The sequence below is a fragment of the uncultured Kordia sp. genome (genome assembly GCF_947489565.1).
Taxonomy (GTDB): Bacteria; Bacteroidota; Bacteroidia; order Flavobacteriales; family Flavobacteriaceae; genus Kordia.
In genome coordinates, this window is the sequence record NZ_CANLEA010000006.1 from 242,922 (window position 1) to 266,550 (window position 23,629).

General features: G+C 34.3%; 22 protein-coding genes. 12 read left to right on the forward strand and 10 right to left on the reverse strand.

The window, feature by feature from the left end:
- Positions 1 to 43: 43 nt before the first annotated feature.
- The 3 genes from Q0845_RS10275 to Q0845_RS10285 all read right to left on the reverse strand — a co-directional run bounded on the left by Q0845_RS10275 (position 44) and on the right by Q0845_RS10285 (position 2,235).
- Positions 44 to 433, reverse strand: a complete 390-nt coding sequence (locus tag Q0845_RS10275) for a hypothetical protein (RefSeq protein WP_298512500.1) — start codon at positions 431 to 433, stop codon at positions 44 to 46.
- A 9-nt stretch (positions 434 to 442) separates the two neighbouring features.
- Positions 443 to 1,462 carry a serine hydrolase gene (locus Q0845_RS10280; protein WP_298512619.1) on the reverse strand — a complete coding sequence of 340 codons (1,020 nt, stop codon included), beginning with the start codon at positions 1,460 to 1,462 and terminating at the stop codon, positions 443 to 445.
- A gap of 140 nt (positions 1,463 to 1,602) precedes the next feature.
- Positions 1,603 to 2,235, reverse strand: coding sequence for an HAD family hydrolase (locus tag Q0845_RS10285; RefSeq protein ID WP_298512502.1), 633 nt, complete (start codon positions 2,233 to 2,235; stop codon positions 1,603 to 1,605).
- A 97-nt stretch (positions 2,236 to 2,332) separates the two neighbouring features.
- Here Q0845_RS10285 and Q0845_RS10290 point away from each other — a divergent pair, with 97 nt between their 5' ends.
- The 9 genes from Q0845_RS10290 to Q0845_RS10330 all read left to right on the forward strand — a co-directional run bounded on the left by Q0845_RS10290 (position 2,333) and on the right by Q0845_RS10330 (position 11,501).
- Positions 2,333 to 2,881, forward strand: a complete 549-nt coding sequence (locus Q0845_RS10290; RefSeq protein WP_298512503.1) for a DUF1697 domain-containing protein — start codon at positions 2,333 to 2,335, stop codon at positions 2,879 to 2,881.
- Between the two features lie 119 nt (positions 2,882 to 3,000).
- Positions 3,001 to 3,405, forward strand: a complete 405-nt coding sequence (locus Q0845_RS10295) for a RidA family protein (RefSeq protein WP_298512505.1) — start codon at positions 3,001 to 3,003, stop codon at positions 3,403 to 3,405.
- Between the two features lie 8 nt (positions 3,406 to 3,413).
- Positions 3,414 to 4,859 (forward strand): aldehyde dehydrogenase, encoded by a 1,446-nt coding sequence (locus tag Q0845_RS10300; protein WP_298512507.1) that lies wholly within the window; start codon positions 3,414 to 3,416, stop codon positions 4,857 to 4,859.
- Between the two features lie 177 nt (positions 4,860 to 5,036).
- On the forward strand, positions 5,037 to 5,354 hold the full coding sequence (locus Q0845_RS10305; RefSeq protein ID WP_298512509.1) for a GIY-YIG nuclease family protein: 318 nt from the start codon (positions 5,037 to 5,039) through the stop codon (positions 5,352 to 5,354).
- 194 nt (positions 5,355 to 5,548) lie between these two features.
- Positions 5,549 to 6,337, forward strand: coding sequence for an SDR family oxidoreductase (locus Q0845_RS10310; protein ID WP_298512511.1), 789 nt, complete (start codon positions 5,549 to 5,551; stop codon positions 6,335 to 6,337).
- A 306-nt stretch (positions 6,338 to 6,643) separates the two neighbouring features.
- Positions 6,644 to 7,228, forward strand: a complete 585-nt coding sequence (locus Q0845_RS10315) for a hypothetical protein (protein ID WP_298512513.1) — start codon at positions 6,644 to 6,646, stop codon at positions 7,226 to 7,228.
- Between the two features lie 315 nt (positions 7,229 to 7,543).
- Positions 7,544 to 8,629 carry an amidohydrolase family protein gene (locus Q0845_RS10320; RefSeq protein WP_298512515.1) on the forward strand — a complete coding sequence of 362 codons (1,086 nt, stop codon included), beginning with the start codon at positions 7,544 to 7,546 and terminating at the stop codon, positions 8,627 to 8,629.
- Between the two features lie 67 nt (positions 8,630 to 8,696).
- The gene (locus Q0845_RS10325) at positions 8,697 to 9,836 is read left to right on the forward strand and encodes a hypothetical protein (RefSeq protein WP_298512517.1); all 1,140 of its coding nucleotides are present in this window, start codon (positions 8,697 to 8,699) and stop codon (positions 9,834 to 9,836) included.
- A gap of 120 nt (positions 9,837 to 9,956) precedes the next feature.
- On the forward strand, positions 9,957 to 11,501 hold the full coding sequence (locus Q0845_RS10330; protein ID WP_298512520.1) for a peptide MFS transporter: 1,545 nt from the start codon (positions 9,957 to 9,959) through the stop codon (positions 11,499 to 11,501).
- A gap of 75 nt (positions 11,502 to 11,576) precedes the next feature.
- Here Q0845_RS10330 and Q0845_RS10335 read toward each other — a convergent pair whose 3' ends face one another.
- Complete coding sequence (locus tag Q0845_RS10335) at positions 11,577 to 14,621, reverse strand: T9SS type A sorting domain-containing protein (RefSeq protein ID WP_298512522.1); 3,045 nt, start codon at positions 14,619 to 14,621, stop codon at positions 11,577 to 11,579.
- 268 nt (positions 14,622 to 14,889) lie between these two features.
- Positions 14,890 to 16,836 (reverse strand): T9SS type A sorting domain-containing protein, encoded by a 1,947-nt coding sequence (locus tag Q0845_RS10340; RefSeq protein ID WP_298512525.1) that lies wholly within the window; start codon positions 16,834 to 16,836, stop codon positions 14,890 to 14,892.
- A gap of 119 nt (positions 16,837 to 16,955) precedes the next feature.
- On the opposite strand from Q0845_RS10340, the gene Q0845_RS10345 reads away from it, so the two are divergent.
- Positions 16,956 to 17,759 carry a bifunctional 2-polyprenyl-6-hydroxyphenol methylase/3-demethylubiquinol 3-O-methyltransferase UbiG gene (locus Q0845_RS10345; RefSeq protein WP_298512527.1) on the forward strand — a complete coding sequence of 268 codons (804 nt, stop codon included), beginning with the start codon at positions 16,956 to 16,958 and terminating at the stop codon, positions 17,757 to 17,759.
- 33 nt (positions 17,760 to 17,792) lie between these two features.
- Here Q0845_RS10345 and Q0845_RS10350 read toward each other — a convergent pair whose 3' ends face one another.
- Both Q0845_RS10350 and Q0845_RS10355 read right to left on the reverse strand, forming a co-directional pair.
- A complete protein-coding gene (locus tag Q0845_RS10350; protein ID WP_298512529.1) occupies positions 17,793 to 18,572 on the reverse strand; it encodes a C4-type zinc ribbon domain-containing protein in 780 nt (259 codons plus the stop codon).
- Positions 18,573 to 18,574: 2 nt separating this feature from the next.
- The gene (locus tag Q0845_RS10355; protein ID WP_298512531.1) at positions 18,575 to 19,669 is read right to left on the reverse strand and encodes a Nif3-like dinuclear metal center hexameric protein; all 1,095 of its coding nucleotides are present in this window, start codon (positions 19,667 to 19,669) and stop codon (positions 18,575 to 18,577) included.
- Between the two features lie 177 nt (positions 19,670 to 19,846).
- Here Q0845_RS10355 and Q0845_RS10360 point away from each other — a divergent pair, with 177 nt between their 5' ends.
- The gene (locus Q0845_RS10360) at positions 19,847 to 20,275 is read left to right on the forward strand and encodes a hypothetical protein (RefSeq protein ID WP_298512533.1); all 429 of its coding nucleotides are present in this window, start codon (positions 19,847 to 19,849) and stop codon (positions 20,273 to 20,275) included.
- Positions 20,276 to 20,321: 46 nt separating this feature from the next.
- On the opposite strand, the gene Q0845_RS10365 is transcribed toward Q0845_RS10360, so the two are convergent.
- Complete coding sequence (locus Q0845_RS10365; protein WP_298512535.1) at positions 20,322 to 21,236, reverse strand: glutaminase; 915 nt, start codon at positions 21,234 to 21,236, stop codon at positions 20,322 to 20,324.
- A 147-nt stretch (positions 21,237 to 21,383) separates the two neighbouring features.
- The gene (locus Q0845_RS10370) at positions 21,384 to 21,845 is read right to left on the reverse strand and encodes a VOC family protein (RefSeq protein ID WP_298512537.1); all 462 of its coding nucleotides are present in this window, start codon (positions 21,843 to 21,845) and stop codon (positions 21,384 to 21,386) included.
- Between the two features lie 264 nt (positions 21,846 to 22,109).
- On the opposite strand from Q0845_RS10370, the gene lpxK reads away from it, so the two are divergent.
- Positions 22,110 to 23,120: a tetraacyldisaccharide 4'-kinase gene (lpxK, locus tag Q0845_RS10375; RefSeq protein ID WP_298512539.1), complete on the forward strand. Its 1,011-nt coding sequence runs from the start codon at positions 22,110 to 22,112 to the stop codon at positions 23,118 to 23,120.
- A 132-nt stretch (positions 23,121 to 23,252) separates the two neighbouring features.
- Here the strand turns inward: lpxK and Q0845_RS10380 are convergent, their stop codons facing one another.
- On the reverse strand, positions 23,253 to 23,552 hold the full coding sequence (locus Q0845_RS10380) for an HNH endonuclease (RefSeq protein ID WP_298512541.1): 300 nt from the start codon (positions 23,550 to 23,552) through the stop codon (positions 23,253 to 23,255).
- Positions 23,553 to 23,629: the final 77 nt, after the last annotated feature.

Genomic DNA, 23,629 nt, shown 5'->3' on the forward strand with positions numbered 1-23,629 from the left:
TAAGGAAATTTAAAAGACTAAAGATATAAAATCATACGAAGAGCTACTTTTTTCTTTGATAAAGATAATACGCCACTGCAGTTGTACATGCATGGACAGCAAAATAATTAGCTGATAAATCCGGATGGGAATCATCATAAATTAGTGTATACACATATGCTGCTAACGAAAGTAGAACAGGAAAAAAATAGGCAAGTAGCTGTAGTTTTTTCCATTTGATTACGAGAAACTGCGTTAGATTTAAAATCGCAATACACAAGGCGTAAAAAAAACTTCCAATGATTACTAGAATTACAGCTTTGGGAAAAGCAGGATTATCACCAAGACGCAATTTTACATGAATAATAATTGAAATGAACATTACTACTGCATATAGTAAAACACTAAAACCGTAAATTTTTAGGACACGTTTAAATGAGTTGTTAGCTGACATTTAAGATGATTATTTAATTATATTTTTAATTCTTGTATTGATGATTTCTGATAAATTCCAATTGTAAAGTTTAGGGTCGGTTGTGCTATAAAATGCAACAATAACAGCATCAATATCTTTGTAATATTTAGCAAAACTTTGATATCCAGGAACCCAACCAGCATGCTCATATTTATACAAAGAAGCATATATTTCCTTTTCTCCTTGCTCAAATACTGATCCGTCATTTAAGGCTCTTAGGAATGTGCCAACATCTTCTGCGGTAGCAAGCATACCATGTTCCTCTTCTTTTAAATCGAAAGAATATCCTACGTGATATCCACTCATCACATCGGCTATAGGTACATCACTTAGCGAGCCGAAAGTATTGTGAAGTTCTAGTGGTGTAAGAATTTTTTCTTGAATGAATTGAAAGTTAGGATATCCTAGCGCATCATCCATTATTTTATTGATTAAAAGGTAATTCGTATTACAATATTCATAATCTTCACCAGGTTTGAAATTGGCTGGTTTGTCCAAAATCAAAGCTAGACTTTCTTCATAAGTTTTCGTTGGATTTCCCCAAAAATTTGGAGCATTTGTGAAATTGGGAATACCGCTTTTATGCTGTATCATTAATCGCAAGGTTATTTTGTCAGCGTTTTCAATTCTGCCAACAAGTTCTGGCAAATAATCTGCTATTGTTTTATCTAAGGAAAGCTTTCCATCACTGACTAATTTGGTCACAGCTACGGCGTCATACAATTTGCTAATACTAGCAATTTTAAATAAAGCGTCTGGTTTGGCTGGTATCTTAGCTTCTCGATTGTGCCAACCAGCAGCAAAAAACTCAGCAGGTTTATTTGCTTGATCTACATACACAATCATTCCATCAAATCCGTGACCAATGGCTTCATCTAATTGTTTCTGAACGGTATCTGGAAGCGGAAGAATCCATGCTTTTACCAATAACCACGGTACAAAAAACAATGAGGTTATGGTTCCAACAAGTAAAAGTATTCTAAGTATTAAAGTCTTTTTTTTGTTCATCATATTAGGTATTACACTTGCAAAACTCCAATTATCTCTTAAGAATTGAAATTTTTAATCTCCGAGTTGTTGAATATTCTAGATGGAATGTACTAATAGTTCGAAAATGTATAAAAACGCATTTAGTTTTCCTATAATGTTTATTTCAAAATAGGAAGCAATTCATTAAAATCTGAAATACAATATTTTGCATAGTTGGATTTTTCTTGCCCAAATTTAGATACTTGTATTGTATGTAATCCGAGTTCAAAACCTGCTTTCAATTCGGAATCCGGATTGTCGCCAATAATATATACCAAAGCTGGATCTATTTTTCTTTTTAGAAGGATGTTTTGAAAAATACCTTTCTTAAAAATTCGTGTTGCGCTAAGAATGTCGTCAATATAAACTTCGCTGAACATATTTTTAATTCCTAAAGCATCAATTTTAGCATTTTGAAGCTTTGAAAACCCTGTAGTTACTAGTATTTTCTCTTGTGGTAAATGTTCAATTACAGTAAAATCATCAAAGGTGTTGATGTTCAATTCATATTCATGTGTATGTACTAAATGGGCAAATTCCGCATTCAGAGTTGCACCAAAATTGTATTTCTGAGCTACAACGTCAAAAGGATATTTCCATAATTCAGAAACAATTTTCGCTGTCAATGCTGTTCCAAATCGATGGATGAGTAAAGGTTCAAACGTATCAAAAATAGGCTGGACAGCTTTCTTTTCAATAGATTTTGTCTCAAACAAAGTATCGTCTAAATCAAAAATTAATAGTTGCTCCATGATTTATTAGGAATAAAATTAGTGTGAATTCAAATTAAAAATAATCTAAAAATCTAACAAGTTTAACAATCCAAGATGTCTCACAAAAAATGTATCTTTGAAACGCACACAACCAACCAACATGATATACATTGCCATCTTACGTGGAATCAACGTTTCAGGAAGTAAAAAACTGCCCATGGCAGAACTTCGCACCTTGCTTTCCAATTTGAACTTTTCGGATGTAACGACTTATATTCAAAGTGGAAATGTGGTTTTTACATCGAAAGATAAGGATCAAGAAAAATTAGGAAGTCAAATCTCGGAAGCAATCAAAAAGCAATATGATTACGAGGTGCCAGTTTTGGTAAAAACCATCAAACAATGGAAAAAAGCGATGGCAAATAATCCATTTACGGAAGAAGATATTTCCAAACAGGCAATTACGTTCTTGGCAACAATTCCAATAGAAACTACCATTGAAATTGACAGTAAAAATGATCAATTCAAAATCATAGATTCAGAAGTATATCTCTATTTTCCGAATGGTTTTGGGCGAAGCAAACTCACAAACAATCTCTTTGAGCGTAAACTCAAAACACAAGCTACGACAAGAAACTGGAGAACCATTAACAAGTTATTGGAAATGGCAGCAGCACTGGAATGAGAAATTGTAAATTATGAATGTTGAATTTTAAATAACAAATCAGCAAAAAACAAATAGCGAAGCGATCAAATTAACAAAAAAGACAGATCAACAAAAAAACAAACAACAAACAACAAAAAATGCAAGAAAAAAAAGTAACTCCTAGAGGCGCATATCCACACACAAAACGTGTTGGTGACTTTATATTTGTGTCAGGAACTAGCTCACGAAGACCAGACAATTCTATTGCAGGCGTTGATATCATTGATGAAATGGGAACGAAGCATTTAAATATTGGTACACAAACACGAGAAGTATTAAAAAATATTGATAAAAATTTACAAAGTGTTGGCGCAAGTCTAGCAGACGTTGTAGATGTCACTTCGTTTTTAGTAAATATGAACGATTTTGCAGGATACAACAAAGCATACGGAGAATTCTTTGATAAAGAAACAGGACCAACGCGTACAACGGTTGCAGTACATCAATTGCCACATCCAGACTTGGTAGTAGAAATCAAAGTTGTCGCGTATAAAAAACAATAAATTATAGCATGAAAAAGATTCTAAACTATATCAATGGAAGCTATGTCGAGCCGAAAAGTAACGAATGGATTGACAACTACAATCCTTCAAATGGAGAAGTGTACGGACAGATTCCAAATTCGTCTGCAGAAGATGTAGAAGCCGCATACCAAGCTGCCAAAGCCGCGTTTCCAAGTTGGTCACAAACAACGCTAGAAGAGCGAAGCCGAATTCTCCATAAAATTGCAGCATTGATTGAAGAAAGCTTAGCGGATTTAGCACATGCAGAATCTTTAGACAATGGAAAACCGTTAAGTCTAGCCACACAAATTGACATTCCAAGAGCGACGAGCAATTTCAAATTCTTTGCGCAAGCCATTACACAATTCTCGAGTGAAGCACACGAAAGTATCGGACTTAACGCGATAAATTTTACGCTCCGTCAACCCATTGGAGTTGTAGGATGCATATCACCATGGAATCTGCCTTTATATCTTTTCACATGGAAAATTGCACCAGCATTGGCCACAGGAAATACCGTAGTTGCAAAACCGAGTGAAGTCACACCGATGACAGCGTATTTACTAGGTGAAATTTGTACAAAAGCAGGTTTGCCAAAAGGTGTATTAAATATAGTTCACGGTTTGGGACATACTACAGGACAAGCCATTACAGAACATCCAAATATAAAAGCAATTTCCTTTACAGGAGGAACGGCAACAGGAGCACATATTGCTAGAACTGCAGCGCCAATGTTTAAAAAGCTTTCGCTAGAATTGGGCGGGAAAAATCCAAACATCATCTTTGCAGATTGCGATTATGATGAAATGTTGAAAATTACGGTGCGATCTTCCTTTGCAAATCAAGGACAAATCTGTTTATGTGGATCGCGAATTTTTGTGGAAAGAAGCATCTATGACAAATTCAAAATAGACTTTGTTGCACGTGTGAAACAACTCAAAGTCGGAAATCCGTTTGATGAAACTACCAAAGTAGGCGCTTTGGTATCCAAACCACATTTAGAAAAAGTAAAATCATACATAGACATCGCAAAAGAAGAAGGCGGCACTGTTTTATGTGGCGGAAATGAAGTTACAGTAGAAGGATCTGAAAACGGATACTACTTACAACCAACAATCATTGAAGTTCCAACGGATCAATGTCGTGTAAATCAAGAAGAAATATTTGGTCCCGTAGTAACGATGATGCCGTTTGATACAGAAAAAGAAGTCTTAACCATGGCAAATGGAGTTCGGTATGGATTATCAGCTACACTATGGACAAACAATTTGAATCGTACCATGCGCATGTCAAAACAGCTTGAAGCAGGAATCGTTTGGGTAAATACATGGTTGTTGCGTGATTTACGTACACCTTTCGGCGGAATGAAAAACTCTGGTGTAGGACGCGAAGGCGGATTGGAAGCTTTGCGTTTCTTCACAGAACCGAAAAACATATGTATTAAATATTCGTAGTATGAAATGTTACATGTTAAATGTTGAATTGTCAGTTCGAGTATTATTGAAATCAAAATATAATTTAATAGGAAATACCTAGATTGTCAGTTCGAGCGCAGTCGAGAACACTTCGAAACAAAAAACATCTCGACTGCGCTCGATGTGACAAGTTGAGTACTTAGTTAAAAAGTAATTATGAAAACATACTATGTATACATTCTAAAATGTAAAGATGAATTATTGTATGTTGGTATGACAAATAATTTAGAACGCAGAATGAATGAGCATATGTTAGGATTAAATAAAAAATGCTTTACCTATAAAAGAAGACCTTTAGAATTAATATTTCATCAAGATTTTAATGATGTCGAACAAGCGATATATTTTGAAAAGAAAATAAAAAAATGGAGTAGAGAGAAGAAACTAGCATTAGCTGAAGATAATTTTGATATGCTACAGATTTTATCAGAATGTAGAAATGCAACACATTCAAAATATAATAAAGATGACTAGATTGTCCGTTCGAGCATTATTGAAATCAAAATACATTTTGATTGAAAATACCAAGTGGAACTATCGAGAACACTTTGAAAAAAACATATTTTTTAAAACCAGTAACCAGTAACCAGTAACCAGTAACCAGCAACCAAAAAAACAAACAGCGAAGCGATCAAAAAACAAATCAACAAAAAAATAACAACCAACACATGAATCTAAACTTACAACATAAAAACGCACTTGTTTGTGGAAGCACGCAAGGAATTGGAAAAGCGGCAGCACAAGAATTGGCAAACCTTGGAGCGAATGTAGTTTTGACAGCAAGAAATGAAGAAAAACTTAAAAATACACTTGCTGAATTAGATACTTCCAAAGGACAGCAACATAACTATATCGTAGCTGATTTTCAAAATCCTGATGGTTTAAAAGAAAAAATTGAGACATACATTTCAGAAAATAATTCCTTTCATATATTAATCAATAATACTGGCGGACCAGCTGGCGGACCTGTGTTTAATGCAAAAATCGATGAATTTGAACGTGCATTTACACAACACTTAAAATGCAATCATATCCTAGCGCAAGCAGTAGTTGGCGGAATGAAAGCTGCAGGTTATGGACGAATTATCAATGTGATTTCTACTTCTGTAAAGCAACCTTTAGATGGTTTGGGAGTTTCTAACACGATTCGTGGCGCAGTTGCCAATTGGTCAAAAACGTTAGCAAACGAATTAGGGCAATTTGGAATTACTGTAAACAATGTATTGCCAGGAGCAACAGCAACCGAACGTTTATCAGAAATCATAAAAAACAAAGCAGCCAAAACAGGAAAATCGATTGATGAGGTAAGTGACGCGATGAAAAATGCAGTACCCGCAAAACGTTTTGCACAACCTCAAGAAATTGCCAATGCTATTGCTTTCTTAGCTAGTGAAGCTGCTTCGTATATCAATGGAATTAATGTGCCTGTAGATGGTGGACGTACGAAATCTTTGTAATTTTATTTTATTATCAGTTCGAGCATTATTGAAATCAAAATATATTTTGATTGAAAATACTTAGTGAAACTATCGAGAACACTTCGAAACAAAAAACATCTCGACTGCGCTCGATGTAACATATAAAAATAAATCTATAAACTACAGATGTTAATTAAAATTCTTACAATTTAAAAAGTGAAACTACCTGACTTTAACATTTTTCATCGAATCTTTTAAAAAAGTGTTAAAAAATCCTTAAATTGGAAATCAGAAAACCACTTTTGCGATGTATAATGCATTGCATACTAATAAACTAACCATAATATGAACAGAAGAAACTTTATTGCATCTAGTATCATGGGCGCAGGTGCGCTATCAATGTTCCCTAGTTCTGCACTAGCAAGTAACCAAAGTGTTTCCCTTACGAGCATCGGAAAAGGATTTAACCGTTTGCTGAGTAATGTGAGTCACATTTCTATCTCTAATTTATCTGCAAATGTTGCCAATACGCATGGACGTTTGGTAAAAGCATTGGATAAAGAAGGATATATTTACAATGCTTCTCAAGTTGTAAAACTAAACAGCAGTTGTTTTGCAATACCATTACACAAAAAACCAATGCTTGGATTTCAAAGTAAAGAATTGGCATTAATTGTAAAGCAAAATGGAGGAAGCAAGTTCTATATTTTAAATGAAAAACTAGCTACAGAATTCGCTGGACTTATTGAAAGTTACAGTGATAATGCAGCATCGCACGAATTGGACTTAGATGCAGCTTCGTTTGTATTTCCAGTTAAAGTTGTAGCACAAAAACAAGGAAGAGAAACTACTTTTGCCTATCAAAATAAGTTTAACAACACAATCACATTGAAAAGCGCTAAGAAAATAGCTGCTGTTGTTGTTAGTTAAGCAAATAACCAACCGACCATAGTTTAAAAGAGTCTTTATACTTTTTGAGAAATCGAAGAGTTTAAAGGCTTTTTTTTAACGTAAATATTTTAAAACGTTAAATACAACACAAATTCTCAAAGAAATAGTATTTTTATAGAATTAATTTTGCGTGAAGGATTACTCATTGATTTTATTTTAATAAATATGAAATCGTGAATAATATTTGAGGCGGCATCCTTTCGAGAAATCGAAAGATATAGCCGAAAGCCTAACCAAAAGTACATTGAGCGAAGCCGAGATGCACTTTTTGACACGCCCAAAAACAACACAACCTTGAAACGAAAACTGCGTATAAACGGCCATTCACATTTGTTACCATATCCAGAACAAATCCCTGCTTTTATGAAAGAAAAAAAGGTGTTTTGGGTAGATGATGAACGTAAATATATGTTACAAGAAGGCTGGAAACGCCCAGTGACAGATTCTAGTTTTTTCTTGAATGAAAAGCTAGAATGGATGGAGAAAAATAAAATTGACCATGCAGTGATTTTGAATTTATCGCAATTGTATGGGAATGGTTTGCGTTTGGAAGTGATGAAACATGCGTTGCGTTTTCAAAATGATTTTAATGCGGAAGTACAACGAAATCACCCTTCAAAATTTACATGTGGTTTTGTAGTGCATCCAGGTTTTATTCACGGTGCTTTGTGGGAAATAGAACGTTGTGTGCAAGAATTAGGCTTGCGTGTACTATGCTTACCAACACATTTTATGGATTCGATAGGGCAGTGGCGATCGGTTTTTGATGAAGAAAACAATCCAATTTTTGAATTGGCAAATAAATACAAACTTGCCATTGAAATTCATCCGTATGATGGCGATAAAATGATCAAATTGCAGAACGTAAACTGGCGTTTTCACTTGATTTGGATGTTAGCACAATGTGGTGATGCATATCATTTTTATACGTTGAACGGAATGCAAGAACGCTTTCCAAATATAAGAACTTGTTTTGCACATGGTGGACAGTTGGCACAAATGAATTTGGGAAGAAGAATTCAAGGTTTTGATGGACGACCAGATTTGTTTGAAGGAAAAGTACATCCACGAAAGGCTGTTGGACATCCAAATATTTACTTTGATACGTTGGTACACGATACCGATTCGTTTAAATTGATGGTAGAACGTCAAGGAAACAATCAGATTATCATGGGATTAGACGATCCATATCCGTTGGGAGAAATGGAAAGTGATGCACAATCATCCTATCCTGGGAAACTACTGGATTTAGCTATAGAACGTGATATTATCAACCGAGAACAGTACGATGATATTTGGGAAGATAATGTACTTCGTTGGTTATTTGGTGATGATGAAGCTGCTAAAAAAGACTTGGTTCGTAAGATTTTAGGAACCTAATTTTTTAAATTCTTGTATCATTCAAGCTTTGAATGATTGAAAATTATATAATATTTCAGGTCACTATATGACAGATGTAGCACAGTTTCATAATCTAGCACATATCTTTATTTCCTTTATTGGAGCTATACTACTATTGGCAATTTATTCAAACATTCGGAAGCGTTTTCGCCAAATCTTAGAAGAAGACGAATCGCAAAAACGTGTCGATAGTGGATTGCTATATTTAAGTTTAGCGATGTTTGTTTGGGTAGGTTCAGGAATTTGGGCATACGTTGCAAAACATTTTAATTTTTCTGATGAAATAAGCTATCAAATTGGCGTCAACCTATTGTCAATTGTCAACAATTTATTTTTGTTGATGGCACTTTTTTACTTTTACTACGCGCCAAAATTTATTTATAACAATATAAAAAATGTGAAAATTATCATCGGAATTATCATTGCTGTGGCCACAACTACATTGCTGATGGCGGCTGTTTTTGGGGAAGATAATGTGCGTTTTGGCATCAAATGGAATGCCGTACCAGATTTGATATTGTCTGGATTCTTATGCTTTTTACTGCTGATTTCATTCTACAAAACATTTTTACATCGCGGATTAAAGTTAGTTGCCATGATTTCGGTAGTCATTATGGTGTTGATCTTTGTTTCGCAATTGCCAGAAGTATTTTTAGAAATGAACAATACATTTCCAACTTTGCTCATTAAAATCATCGCAAAAACCTCGTTGATTTCGCTGTTTTTAGTATTGGCAACAAGTTGGGTGATTCAGTTAGCCAACACGCCACGACCAAACGAAATGCGCATTAAGTTTTTAGATTGGTCATTGATTCAATTGAGCATTCCATCAAAAAATATAAATAATGCAGAAGTTGATTTCCGATCCAAAACGACGCAGTATAAAAACCTTTTAAAATTTGCCATTCGTCGCGCCAATGGTAGTGGAGATTTACAAAGTATTTTGGTGAGTTCGGGCGGCGAAATAAAAAACCAAACCTATCTGACACGTATCATAGAAAATATCAACGAAATACTACAGTTAGCTAACGAAGAACAACTTGAACGTAGAGACTTGTTTACGTTTTTGGGTGAAGGGAAATACCGATTGCGTATGATTCCGGAAAACATTACGATTGATGAAGGTTTGCTACACGAGTTTGTGCAAAGTGCCGAAAACAGTGATTACAGCTCCATTTGTAATTAATTGTGTTTCACTCACAATTCCGCACAACTTGTTATTTTTTACTATTCTTTACTACACAACTTTCTTTTAAAATCTAAGTAAAACACATTTGTGTATTACTAATTTTAAAAGCATACAAAGATGGAATCATCTACCGTTTCCGATACACAATTCGGACATCCTAAAGGACTCTTTTACTTATTCTTTGCAGAACTCTGGGAACGTTTTTCGTTCTACGGAATGAAAGCATTATTAATCTTATACATGACCAAACAATTATTGTTTAGTGATGATATGTCTATCGGAATTTTTGCCGCATATATGTCCTTAGTATATATAACTCCTGTATTGGGAGGAATCATTGCCGATCATTATATAGGATACAGAAGAGCTATTTTTTTAGGTGGAATTCTCATGGCGTTGGGACATTTTTTCTTAACTATAGAAATGCCCATATTCTTCTATGGTTCGCTAGCATTAATTATTGTTGGAAACGGATTCTTTAAACCCAATATTTCCACTTTTGTAGGCGCTTTGTATGAAGAAGGTGACAAGCGACGCGATTCGGGATTTACAATATTTTATATGGGAATCAACATTGGTGGCGCTGTTGCTCCTTTATTGTGTGCTTGGTTTGCAGAAGTCTACGGTTGGCATTACGGTTTCATGCTGGCAGGTATTGGTATGTTATTAGGACTGTTTTATTTCTATCGCGGAACAAATAAAAATGTATTTCAAGACAAAGGGAACATTCCAGATGCAAAAGTATATCACGAGAAGTTTTTAGGTTTGAACAAAGGACAATTGGTAACCATTGGTGCATTTTTGGCAGTTCCTGTATTTGCTTTAATTGTACGTTTCAATCAATATGAACATTACATCGTTTGGATTGCTACGATTGCCATCACAGGCATGCTTATTTACATATATCGTTCGGTAGGAAGCATCGCGCGAAAGCGATTATTAGTCACGGCCTATTTCACCATTCTAATGTCTTTATTTTGGGCAATTTTTGAACAGGCAGGAAGTTCACTCACTTTATTTGCCGATCGTAACATTAACCTTGTCGGATTGAACGCAGCGCAAACGAATAGCATCAATTCTGGATTCATCATCTTATTAGCGATTCCGTTTTCTTGGTTATGGACCGTATTAATTCGTAAAAAGAAAAATCCAAACTCTGCTATCAAAGCTGGTTTAGGTTTATTGTTATTAGGACTTGGATTTGTGGTGTTTGCGATGTCTGCCAACTCCGCGGATGCATTTGCCAAAACCTCAATGTGGTATTTATTTGTTGGATATTTTATTCTAACGGTAGGAGAGTTGTGCATTTCGCCAATTGGGTTGTCAAAAATGACCGAACTCTCTCCAAAAAAATACTTAGCATTCATCATGGGCGTTTTCTTTTCGGCATCTTTTTACGGACATTTCTTTGCTGGAAAAATAGCCAAATTGACCACTGTTTCAGAAGGAGAAAATATGTTTGCCAGTGGAATTTTTGGCGAAATCACAGAAGTAATTACTGGATTAACGTCAACGTTTTCTGGACCCAATCAAGCAGCATTCGAACAATTATATCAATATGTATCTGTATATGCCGTTTTTGGCGTATTAACAGCCGTAATTGGTTTGATTGTGATCATGATATCACCTTTCATCAAAAAGTTGATGAGCGGCGTTCATTAATCAAAAAGTAAAAGCCTCACGGATTCGTGAGGCTTTTCATGTTTAGTAAGATTTCAAATATTTTTTATAATTGTATTATTTCTTTATTATTTTTTTTGTGATTGTATCATTAACTCCGTTTATTTCTAATATATAAACGCCTGATGGTAATTCATGTATATTTAATTGAAAGTCAGAGTTATCAATTGTTTTTTGTTTAATAAGTACACCTCTTATGTCGTAAACGGCGATATGATTAACAAAGAAATGACTTTTAATTAAGAGTGAACCCGTTGTTGGATTTGGGTATACTAATAAATCGTTTTTATTTTTTGGATTGATCAATTCCGTATTCAGTACAGACATCCTGCTAAAGTTTGGCGATGTATTGTCAAAACACCAATCATAGTGAACACCATTCGTTATTTCTTCGTTTTCTTCAGCTACAAAAGAATTAAAACCATTTCCAAATGAATTTGCTAAATAAATTCCTGTAAAATTATGATTGCCTTTTACTAAAAGATCTGTTTTTCCGTCACCATTAAACTCTCCTGTAAATATTTTTGTATGTGGAGATGTAAATAATAAGTCGTTATCAAGACCACTAAAACCTATTGTTTCTTGATTTTCCTTAAAAACTCTGATAAATTTTACAACGGTAGTATTATTAACTATTTTCTGTTCAGCTAAGTACAATTGACGATAATTTTGAAAACCATTTACAAATAAATCTGTGGTTCCATTACCATCAAAATCTCCTGTGTAAACTTTTGCATCTACATGTGTAAAAAAGTCTTCATTATCTAAACCGTAGGTAGCATTCGCATCTTCGTCATCCATAAAAAACTTATTGAATCCTGTAAAGTTGCCAGAAGCATTAACTTCAGATAAATAGAGTCCTTTGAATCTCTCATATCCTTTTACAAATAAATCATCATTACCGTCTCCGTTGTAGTCTCCAACGTATATTTTGGCATCATTGGAAGTAAAGAAAAGATCATAGTCTATTTCCTCATTCGCCTCACGACCGCAAGAGTCAAATTCCTTTTCAAAAAGTTGTCCATCAAAACTTGTAAATAATGCTCTATACCTAGAACAAAATGTAGTATTTGTATGATCTTTTATGAAAATATCTAATTTTTTATCGCCATCATAATCTCCAACATATATATGAGCACTATCAGTAATATTATTGATAAAATTTGCATCATCAATTGGATTTGGTATTACAGTAAAACCTGTAGTATTATTAATAACATCAATATTATTATTTGGTATCAACAAAGTAGATTTTATAGTACTGTGCGTAGGGTTGATAATTAATATTTCATCTGCTGAATGTTCGTCTCCCGAGAAATTTCCAGCGAAAATTTTGGGATTCCCTGAATTTAAGATTGGAATATCTTGATTGTTTCTAAAGTAGATACGTGTGAAGTCGTTTCCGTTAGAAAGGTATAAGACTCTAAAATAGTCTTGTAGATATCTGAGTCCTGTAACAAACAAATCATCTTTGCCATCATCGTTATAATCTCCAACATATATTTTTGCGTCGTTTGAGGAAAATAATGTTGCAGAATCCAAGCCTCCAAGTTGATTTTCTACACCTGCAAAAACATTTGAAAAAGAGGTTCCACTATTTTTTGCTAAATACAAACCTTTAAAGAAATCGGTGTTTTTAACCAGATAATCTGTTCTAAGATCTGCATTAAAATTACCCAACACGAGTTGAGGGTTTTTACTTTCGTTTAATATCTTTTCGTTTATAAAATAGTTAACACCATTTGTCGCACCTGTAGCTCTAGGATCAATTCCATAAGTTGTATCTAAATAAAAGTCATTAAGATTTACATCTTCATATTGAAGATTTGATGTTGCAGGATCTTGATCTCTATCAATATCAAAAACAACAATATTATTTGAAATATTATTTTTTACATGTGTATTATTAAAGGTAATTCCTCCACCATTATTATACAAATGATCTATAACAGTTACCTCTCCTGTTTCTTGGTTAATTTTTATTTCTTCACGTTCTGTGAATTTAAAAAATACTGTTGCCCAACCTGTTTCCATCGCAGCTTTTTCAAAAAGGGTATTTGAAAACTCAATAAGAATATCACCAGTACTATCAACATCTATTACCTGAACTCCCATTCTAGTATTGTAAACGGTATTGTTGTTAAACTTTATATGCCCCGTAAAATCACTATTAATAATTCCTGTTAGCAGTATACCTTCACGACCACCAGTTGTAGTTCCTTCGATATAGTTATTATTAATATCGAAGGATAAGCTCTGAGGAAAATAATATATAACATTATTTGCCGCTTTATAACGCTTTCTTAAGTTTCTTAGACCAAAAGAAATTCCCGAATTTTTGTTAGCTATGAATTTGTTGTCATGTACATTAATATTTTTTAATTCATGCCAAGGAGTATTGGGTTCAAAATCTATTCCTGACCAAGGACCATGGTCTGCTAGATGTACATTATTTCCAATTCCTGTATTTTTTAACGTACAGTTTTTAATGACCAAACCATCTACATCCACAACACTTATAGCGTTTCTTGCTACATTGTCAATGATAACATTATCTATTAATATATTGTGATTGGTATCTTTTCTACCTTCAAGAATTGGAGAACCTAAGTCATTTCCTATGTATATACCATCGCCGCCACTTTCTTCTAAAACTAAATTTTTAAGTGTAACGTTATCACTACTGACAATGGTAAATGTATGCGCCCATTCTCCTGAAACAAAACTGGATTTTGGTCTTTGAATTGTTGCTCCATTTCCATTTACAGTAAAACCATCTGCACCTATTATTTGAAATAGACCACTGCTAAAAGCTTCACTTACCGAAGTCGTCGTAATATCATTTATACGAATAATTTTAACTCTAGGATCCATTTCAATTGTAATATTAGAAGCAACTTGTCCATCAATAACAATTTGAGAAATTTTCCATGAGTTATTTATTCCTTGAAAGGGAATAAATAAAACGTCACCACTTGAAGCTGAGTTAATAGCAGATTGAATGTTTCCTGTAGCATCATCACTGTCATATGCAATATTAGTTTGAGCAACAGATACAGTAGCAAATAACAGAAGGCTTAATAAAGTTTGAATGTTTTTCATAGTATATATTTTCATATTTTGGCCAACATTTTAGAAGATTTATACTGTATAATAAATGACTTATATGTTGGCGTACATAATTTTAGTTATGGCGTAAAACTATGATGTATGCTCAGTTCAAACAACTACTATAAGCGTCAATTCGATAATTGGAGGTTGTTTTTTAAAGTATGATTGTATCTGTTTTTTGTCTGAAAACATTAATAAAAAAGCCTCACAAATCTGTGAGGCTTCTTAATGTTTAGCACTATTACTCTGATCCGAAGTTTTACTTCTTCACAATAAGTTTCGTATATGTGTTTCCAGAAGCGTCTTGTAGGTTTACAAAATAACTTCCTGTTTTTAATTCGCTAATATCAATTGATTTTTGATTCGCTTGCATGGTAAATGCTTTTACTTGCTGTCCGACTAAGTTATATACCTTCACTTGCGAAATTGCTACTGTAGATTCAATCTGTAATTTTCCTGTGGTTGGATTTGGATACATTGCAAACGTAGCTGCTTCAATATCGTTTGTACTTAATGTATTTGTGACTGTCATCATTGCAGTAGCAGTATACAAATCACAATTTCCAACAGTATGTGTAATTGTATAAGTTCCCATCATAGAAGCCGATAAATCAATTTCACCTGTGGTAGCATTGATGACTAAACCAGTTGGTTCAGCAGTAAATACTCCAGTTACACCTGTAGTACGCGTTGGCGTTGGATCTGAATCGTCCATTGCATAAGTATTGTTCGCATACATAAAGTCTGCAAAATCATTATAGTGTAAATCAATATAGTTTTTAATTACGGTGGCATAATCGTCTGCAAAAGGCACTAAGGTTTGTGGTCGTGTATCATATACATTTCCATTGTAGGTTCCTAAATCACGGACACGTCTGTTTACTTCCGTCATGATGCCATCAATAGTTCCACCACCGCCAAGTCCGTCACTTGCAGTAGGTCCTGAACCGTGACGTCTGTTATTATAGAAATCTCCGTCAAAATAAGCATTTCCAAAAGGACGTGTATCATCACAACTATCAGAAGCACCACTATCAAAATCACTCGGAACAGTACGATATCCAGAAGTTACACCACAACCAGAATATCCTTGTGCGTTGTAAAAAGCACCGCCTGTATCTTTAAAAATTCCACCTAAACTATTTGGTCCACGAACCAATTCTTCTTGCGTCAACCCACCTAAATTGTTGCTTACTAAACTTGTAATTGTAGAGTTAGAAACCGAGTTTAAGTGATTTGCAGTTGTATTATTTAAATCGGAAGCCGAAATATTATACCCAGCTTCAATTCTTGGAACACTATGACTTTGTCCGTGTAAATCAATATATAAACCTTTTCCCCATTTGCTCATGACATCTGCACTTGCTTGATCGATAAAACTATGGAAGGTATTCCAATAAAATAATGCATCTGAATCGCCACATGTAGCTTCGTTTTGCTCTCTATTCGGATCCAGTTTGCTTCTATGTAAGTTATTGATAATGATATACGGATAACAACCTGTTTGATCGTATACTGATTGTTGAATTTCACGAATTAAAATATCGGTATTGTCATCTCTTTCATTCGTTCCACAACCTCTGTCTGGTAATGCGCTATCATTATCTGGATAAAAAGTACCGCCAATTGTTTGTCCAGATTGTTTTACACCACCATGTGGCGCAGAGATAATAATTGGCATATTTCCAGGAATGTACTCTATGTATTCGTTTCCGCTTGTATCAAACTGAGATACTCCAGGAAAAGGAGGTGGAGGCGCAGGAGCTTCTTCTACAGCAAAATAAAAAGTTTGCGAAATTTCTACGGGATTTCCTGATCCGACATTGTTCGTAAAGTCTCCATTAAAAGTAAAAGCAGTTTGTCCATCAGCAGTAATCGTTAAGCTTCCTCCGTTATTCCAATCATCACCATAAAAGTCATACACAGTGACATAATATCCACTATTCGCAGGTACATTATCGTCTATAGGATAACTAACAGCAGTCGTTGTTTCATTGTAAGGAGCATTTCCGCTACCATCAAAACCGTTATCAACAGTTTGCAATAACATACCACTAGGGCTGTAGAGTTCAACTCTATTTTCCGAAGACCAAGCTGGCCAATCTACAGTAATAATTACATCAACATTTTGAGCATAACTTGAAATGCTCATCAATAGGCATAAAAGGAAAGTACTTTTAAATAGTGAAAAAGTAGTTTTTTTCATATAAGAATTTATTTTAGTAAGATTATTTCGGGTACGATTTAGAATTTTTTCCTTACAATTGTGAATAAAGACTAAATCTATAAACAATAATACGATAAAAGGCATAAAAAACCGATAAAATGAACGATAATTATTTTGAAACCAACAAAGAGACTTGGAATAAAAAAGTAGCAATTCATGCAAAGAGCGACATGTATGATATGGAAGCTTTTAAAAATGGAAAATCTTCACTCATGAAATATGAGTTGAACAGTCTGCCAAATATTACTGGAAAATCGTTATTGCACTTGCAATGTCACTTTGGACAAGACACTTTAAGTTTTGCTCGTATGGGCGCAAAATGTACTGGAATTGATCTGTCTGATGAAGCAATTAAATTAGCAAAATCGCTGAATCAAGAGTTGAATTTAGATGCTACTTTTCATTGTTGTAATGTGTTTGATGTAAATGATCATGTAACAGATACTTTTGATATTGTATTTACAAGTTACGGCGTTATTGGATGGTTGCCAGATTTGACAAAATGGGCAACTATTATTGCATCGCGTTTAAAAGATGGTGGAACTTTTTACATGGCCGAATTCCATCCGATTGTATGGATGTTTGACTATTTACAAACACCGCCAGTTTTAAGATATGCTTACAATCAGGAAGAAGTAATTTATGAAGAATACGAAGGCACTTACGCGGAAGATGACAAAACCAAAATGGTCAGTAAAGAATATGCATGGAACCATGGTTTGGGAGACGTCATTAATGCGTTAATTAATGCGGGTTTGACCATTGAATTCCTTACAGAACACGATGCATCACCTTATGATGTACTACCAGATTTAATACAAAGTGAAGAAGGTTTGTATGAAACAAAAGACAAGCTTTATCCACTGATATACGAATTAAAAGCCACAAAAAAACCTCGCTAAGTAGCGAGGTTTTTTTATAAGTGTTTATTTAAACTAAAACTTTGCAAAAAGTTTTTCCATTTTTTCTTTTTCTTCGTCTGCTAAAGCAGGATCTACCAAGATACGACCACTGTGTTCGTCCGTGATAATTTTCTTTCTAGAAGCAATTTCAACCTGAACTTGTGGTGGAATTGTAAAATACGAACCTCCAGAAGCACCTCTTTCAATTTTTACAACAGCCAAACCGTTGCGAACATTTCTACGAATTCTTTTGTAAGCTGCAAGCAATCTGTCTTCAATTAACTTTTCAAACTCTTCAGATTTCTGTAAAAGGAATTCTTCTTCTCTTTTCGTTTCTTCAAGAATATCATTCAATTCAGCTTTTTTGTGCTTTAAATGTGATTCTCTTTCTTCCAAACGTTCTTTTGTTTGACCGATAACAACTTTCTTCTGCTCAATAGAAACTTTAAATTCTTTGATGTGCTTTTCAGCCAATTGCATTTCTAGTTCTTGGAATTCAACTTCTTTAGATAAAGCGTTGTATTCTCTATTGTTACGAACATTTTTTTGCTGCTCCGTATATTTCTTGATTAAGCTTTTTGCTTCTTCAATAATATTCTTTTTACTTTTAATGTCTTCATCAATCTGATCAAGATCACCATGAAACTTTTCAAGTCTCGTATTTAATCCAGTTACTTCGTCTTCTAAATCTTCTACTTCTAAAGGAAGCTCTCCACGTACATTCTTAATCTCGTCTACGCGAGAGTCAATTAATTGTAAATCAAAAAGCGCGCGTAATTTTTCTTCGACCGTAACTTCTTTCTTCTTTGCCATATTTATGAATACTTGATTGGATTTGTATTTTCTGCTGATAAAATGATCGCAAAATTAGGAATTTTTTTCGTAAGATACTCAAATAAAAGATTTTTTGTATACTGTTCACTTTCATAATGCCCAATATCTGCCAAAATTATTTGACCTTCTGCTTGGTAAAAGTCGTGGTATTTCAAGTCTGCCGTGACATACGCATCTGCGCCAGCACGTTTTGCAGCACCAATAGCAAAACTACCACTTCCGCCCAAAACAGCTACTTTTTGAATCATTTTTCCCGATAAAGCTGAATGTCGCACCACAGGAACGTTCATTTTTGTCTTCAATAAGGTCATAAAATGCATTTCATTGATCGGTTTTTTAAATTCACCAATCATGCCCATTCCTATATGTTGATTTGTATTTTCGAGCGTTGTAATTTCATATGCAACTTCTTCATATGGATGTGTTGCATGCAGCGTTTTTATAATTTTTCCCTCTAAATGTTTTGCAAAGGTGATCCCGATTTGAACTTCTTCTTCAAAATGTGTAACTCCTTTTTCACCAATAGTAGGATTGGAAGCTTCATTTCCTTGAAAACTTCCCAAACCTTCAGTGTTAAAACTACAATTTTCATAATTTCCAATGCTTCCTGCACCAACAGCAAACAATGCATTGCGAAGTGTGTCTGCGTCTTTTTTAGGAACAAACGTTACCAGTTTTTTGATCGTTCCTTTCTGTGGAATCAATATCGATTTGTTTTCTAAACCTAATTCATCACAAATACGGTCGCTTACACCATTCCATGAATTGTCCAACGCTGTATGCATTGCATAAATAGCAATATCGTGTTTAATTGCTTTTAGCACCACACGTTCGACATAGGTTTTTCCTGTAATCTTTTTTAAGCCAGAAAATATAATAGGATGAAAACTCACAATCATATTGCATTCTTTTTCAATGGCTTCATCTACGACATTTTCAAGTGTGTCTAACGAAATTAACACGCCAGAAACTTCTTGTTGGCTATTTCCAACCAGCAATCCTACATTGTCAAAATCTTCCGCATAGGCAAGCGGACATAATTCTTCAATGTGTGACATAATATCTTGGACTTTCATCTTTTTTGCTTTTTAATCAAATATAGAGATTCGTCAAAGAAAAACGGCTATTAAAATGAAAAAGCAGGGCTATTTAGAACGCTTACGAATTTATTACGACGCTTACAAAGTAATTTCCCGTTTCAACGGAAAGATACTGTATCTTACTTAGGTATAACCAAAATTATAAGATACATCATGAATAAAAATTTGAATACGATCCTGCTTTTTTTAATCCCTTTTTGTCTGTTTTCGCAATCTTGGAATGAAATTATTCCGATTGAAGACGATCGTTTGTTTAAAGTGGTCTTGGAGATTAATGAACATAATGTACTCTCTAGAAGCAACGAGCATTTTAGAATGCAGGCAATTAAAGTTGAAAGTGACGAACGTGCCACAGATGATGAAGATATTCAGGCGTTTAAAAGCTTTTATTATATCGTTATTGCTGATTATGAAGAATCGCCACAAGGAAAATTATACAAAACTACCAATTTGATTTCGCCGCAAATTTCCGTTTATCCAGATAGTTATCGATTTTTTAAAATCTTAATTACACATGGCGAACAGCAAGAAAATCAAATAGTATTGTTTGCTTCTAATGAGAAGATTTATGTAAAGAAGTAATGGTTTTATTTGTTTAGACTTTTCAGATATTATGTTGCATGTAGTATTAAAATATAGATAATTCAGATCTGGTTGTAAATTCTTCCAAAAATTTCATTCCTTTATATGAGTTCCCTTTCTTATTCAATTTTGGACTCCAGACAGCAATTGCATACTGATCTGGATGAATTGCAATAATACCACCTCCAACTCCGCTTTTTCCTGGAAGTCCAACCTTAAAAGCAAATTCTCCCGACTCATCATAAAAACCACATGTCTGCATTAATGCATTTATTCTTTTAGATTGACTTTCACTCAATATTGACTCGTTTTTTTGTGTTGCAAGCCCATTATTAGCTAAAAATAAGAACAATTCAGAAAGTTCTTTACAGCTCATTTCCAAGGAGCATAAGTCATAATAGAAATCAAGGACATCGTTGGGTTCATTGTTAATTTGCCCAAATGATTTAATAAAATTGCATAAAGCTACATTTCTATACCCAACATCTTTTTCTGATTGTGCTATTTTATTCGAGTATTCCACTGTTGTATTGTTAGATATACTTCGAACAAAGTTGATAAAATCTTCTTTAGGATTCTTTAAATTACTTAAAAGTATATCCGACACTACAATTGCTCCCGCATTTAAAAATGGATTTCTAGGAATACCCTTGTCAGCTTCAAGTTGAACAAGAGAATTGAATGCTGTACCTGAAGGTTCCACGCCAACTCTGTCCCATATTTCATCGCCAAGAATGCGATAGGCAAGAATTAATGCAAGTACTTTTGAGATACTCTGAATAGAAAATTTATCATTATAATTACCAACGCCAAAATTAACCTGCTTAATTGTGGATATGTGCACTCCAAAATTCTTTGGATTCACTTTTGATAATTCAGGAATGTACGATGCCAACTCACCTTTATCATCTATATTATTAATTTTCTGGTAGACATCTCGGATTAAGTATTCAAAATTCATCTGTGGATTTTAATTGTAGACAACGTGTTTGTGAATGGTTAATTTAGTTGATCAGATCTAAATTAGTAAAAGAAAACGAATCATGAAGAAATCTCTAGAATTTTCCGAGAAAACATAGAAGAAGCAACGATATTCAAAAGGACGTTTTTACTTGTCCTTTATTTCAAGCCATTCCGCATATGTTACCACTCGTTTTTCGTCATCCGATTTAGTTTCGCCGGGTAAGATTCCAATAAATTCAAGGTAATGTCCGTCTGGATCACTAAAGTATATCGATATGGCTGGCATCCAACAAAACACCATTGGTTGTTCTTTTTCGTCGTTTAAAAAGTTCCAAAAATTTAAATTCCGAGATTTTAGAAACGCAACTGATTCATTTAAAACCCATTCAGGCTCACATTGAAATGCAAAGTGACGAAGATCAATTTCTTCTTTTGGTTTTTCCCATAAACCGAGCATGAACTGTTTATCTTCTCCAATCCAAAAAAAAGCAGTCCTGCGTTCAGCTCCATAACGACATTGTTTCAATCCGAGAGTTTTTGCATAAAATTCAATCGAACGTTCCAGATTTTCAACATATAAATGCGTTTCGTACAGTCCTTTTATCATATAGGTTTTCAGTTTTCATAATGTAAGAACAAGCAATTATTTTTAAGTATAGCCAGCTTGTAGAATTGTTTTTTAAAGCTACGATAATTCTTGCCCAAAGTCAAAATCAAGTAATGGGTTTTTGTCTTTCGATGCTTGTTTACATTATTTGAGTTTGATACAAGTTCTATATATTATTACAAAAGCGTCAAATCGAGCATTATTGAACTTAATATTTAGCATTACATTTTCATTCCTAACCTAAAAATTGATATTTTCGCTTTTATGCGACGACTTCGATTGTTATTATTACCATTTTCTTTGCTGTACAGCGCTATTGTGTTTGTACGCAATTGGATGTTTGATAAAGGTTGGTTGAAATCAACTTCGTATGACTTTCCCGTGATTTGTGTTGGAAACCTAAGTGTTGGCGGCACCGGAAAATCTCCTATGATTGAATATTTGATTCGATTGTTGAAAGATGATTATAAAGTTGCCACCTTAAGTAGAGGCTATAAGCGAAAGACCAAAGGTTTTTTATTGGCGAATGAACACACTACAGCTTCCGATATTGGCGACGAACCTTTGCAGTTTTACACCAAATTCAAAGATGAAATTCAAGTTGCGGTAGAAGCAGAACGCACTGTTGGAATTGAAGCATTGCGTACCTTAGAAAATACACCCGAAGTTATTTTACTAGATGATGCCTTTCAGCATCGGAAAGTCACCGCCGGATTTTATATTTTATTGACGCCTTTTTATGATTTGTATGCAAATGATTTTATGTTGCCCGCAGGAAATTTGCGTGAACCAATTTCAGGAGCCAAACGTGCAGATGTAATTATTGTAACGAAATGTCCAACAGAAGTTTCTGCGGGACAGCAAGCAAAAATTAAAATGAAACTGCGTCCAAAAGCATATCAAAAAGTATTTTTCACGACGATTGCTTACTCAGAAAGTGTTCAAAACGCAACCGATACATTGTTATTGTCTTCTTTGAAGGAAGAATTTATCCTCATCACAGGAATTGCCAATCCGAAGCCATTGTTGCAGCATTTAAACGATCAAGAGTTGCAGTATTCGCACTTAAAATATGCAGATCATTACGATTTCAGCGAAAGCGATATTCAAACCATCAAACAAAAAGCAGGAAACAAACGTATTTTAACTACCGAGAAGGATTTTATGCGTTTGCAAGGAAGTTTGGAGAACTTGTATTATTTGCCAATTAAAGTACAGTTTTTGACAGAAGAGGCAGGTTTTCAAGCAAAAGTGATGGAATTTGCTGAGTATTGAGAAAGGGATCAAAATCTACTCAAAAGCAAATGTGTTTCAGTGTACTTTTCGATATAAATTTGTTCTATAAATTCACTCGAAGTGACGCTTTAAAAACCCAGGGCCCAACACCAAAGACCCAACACCCAAAACCTAATGCAACGCTTCATGACACGATCTGCACACAGAAACTAACCATTTTATAGGTTCTCTGCCAATATTCCTTGCGTATTTTTTATGATGGACTTGTGTAGCGCGTTTTCCGCAATAGCGACATTTCCAATTGTCACGTTTTAGTACTACATACCGTTTTCGCTTCCAAGCATCTGATTTCAAATAGACATTTCGGTAATAATCACGTCTGCGTTTTCGCTTTCTGTCAAACATCCATTTGTCAAGAATCCATCCGCTACAAGCAAGTAGAATGAATATAATTATTGCTGGAGTTTTCATGGTTTGTTTGGTAGTTAATTGCAAAGACGCAATACACAACAATTTACAAATTTTTAGGAAAAACACCTATTTGCCGT

Bases quoted from the DNA above. Each gene is read 5' to 3' on its own strand.
- Q0845_RS10355 (WP_298512531.1), bottom strand. From the start codon at position 19,669: ATGAAAGTCCAAGATATTATGTCACACATTGAAGAATTATGTCCGCTT.
- Q0845_RS10315 (WP_298512513.1), top strand. From the start codon at position 6,644: ATGAACAGAAGAAACTTTATTGCATCTAGTATCATGGGCGCAGGTGCG.
- Q0845_RS10365 (WP_298512535.1), bottom strand. From the start codon at position 21,236: ATGAATTTTGAATACTTAATCCGAGATGTCTACCAGAAAATTAATAAT.
- Q0845_RS10360 (WP_298512533.1), top strand. From the start codon at position 19,847: ATGAATAAAAATTTGAATACGATCCTGCTTTTTTTAATCCCTTTTTGT.
- Q0845_RS10325 (WP_298512517.1), top strand. From the start codon at position 8,697: ATGACAGATGTAGCACAGTTTCATAATCTAGCACATATCTTTATTTCC.
- Q0845_RS10310 (WP_298512511.1), top strand. From the start codon at position 5,549: ATGAATCTAAACTTACAACATAAAAACGCACTTGTTTGTGGAAGCACG.
- Q0845_RS10335 (WP_298512522.1), bottom strand. From the start codon at position 14,621: ATGAAAAACATTCAAACTTTATTAAGCCTTCTGTTATTTGCTACTGTA.
- lpxK (WP_298512539.1), top strand. From the start codon at position 22,110: ATGCGACGACTTCGATTGTTATTATTACCATTTTCTTTGCTGTACAGC.
- Q0845_RS10305 (WP_298512509.1), top strand. From the start codon at position 5,037: ATGAAAACATACTATGTATACATTCTAAAATGTAAAGATGAATTATTG.
- Q0845_RS10330 (WP_298512520.1), top strand. From the start codon at position 9,957: ATGGAATCATCTACCGTTTCCGATACACAATTCGGACATCCTAAAGGA.
- Q0845_RS10280 (WP_298512619.1), bottom strand. From the start codon at position 1,462: ATGAACAAAAAAAAGACTTTAATACTTAGAATACTTTTACTTGTTGGA.
- Q0845_RS10295 (WP_298512505.1), top strand. From the start codon at position 3,001: ATGCAAGAAAAAAAAGTAACTCCTAGAGGCGCATATCCACACACAAAA.
- Q0845_RS10275 (WP_298512500.1), bottom strand. From the start codon at position 433: ATGTCAGCTAACAACTCATTTAAACGTGTCCTAAAAATTTACGGTTTT.
- Q0845_RS10300 (WP_298512507.1), top strand. From the start codon at position 3,414: ATGAAAAAGATTCTAAACTATATCAATGGAAGCTATGTCGAGCCGAAA.
- Q0845_RS10380 (WP_298512541.1), bottom strand. From the start codon at position 23,552: ATGAAAACTCCAGCAATAATTATATTCATTCTACTTGCTTGTAGCGGA.
- Q0845_RS10370 (WP_298512537.1), bottom strand. From the start codon at position 21,845: ATGATAAAAGGACTGTACGAAACGCATTTATATGTTGAAAATCTGGAA.
- Q0845_RS10340 (WP_298512525.1), bottom strand. From the start codon at position 16,836: ATGAAAAAAACTACTTTTTCACTATTTAAAAGTACTTTCCTTTTATGC.
- Q0845_RS10350 (WP_298512529.1), bottom strand. From the start codon at position 18,572: ATGGCAAAGAAGAAAGAAGTTACGGTCGAAGAAAAATTACGCGCGCTT.
- Q0845_RS10285 (WP_298512502.1), bottom strand. From the start codon at position 2,235: ATGGAGCAACTATTAATTTTTGATTTAGACGATACTTTGTTTGAGACA.
- Q0845_RS10345 (WP_298512527.1), top strand. From the start codon at position 16,956: ATGAACGATAATTATTTTGAAACCAACAAAGAGACTTGGAATAAAAAA.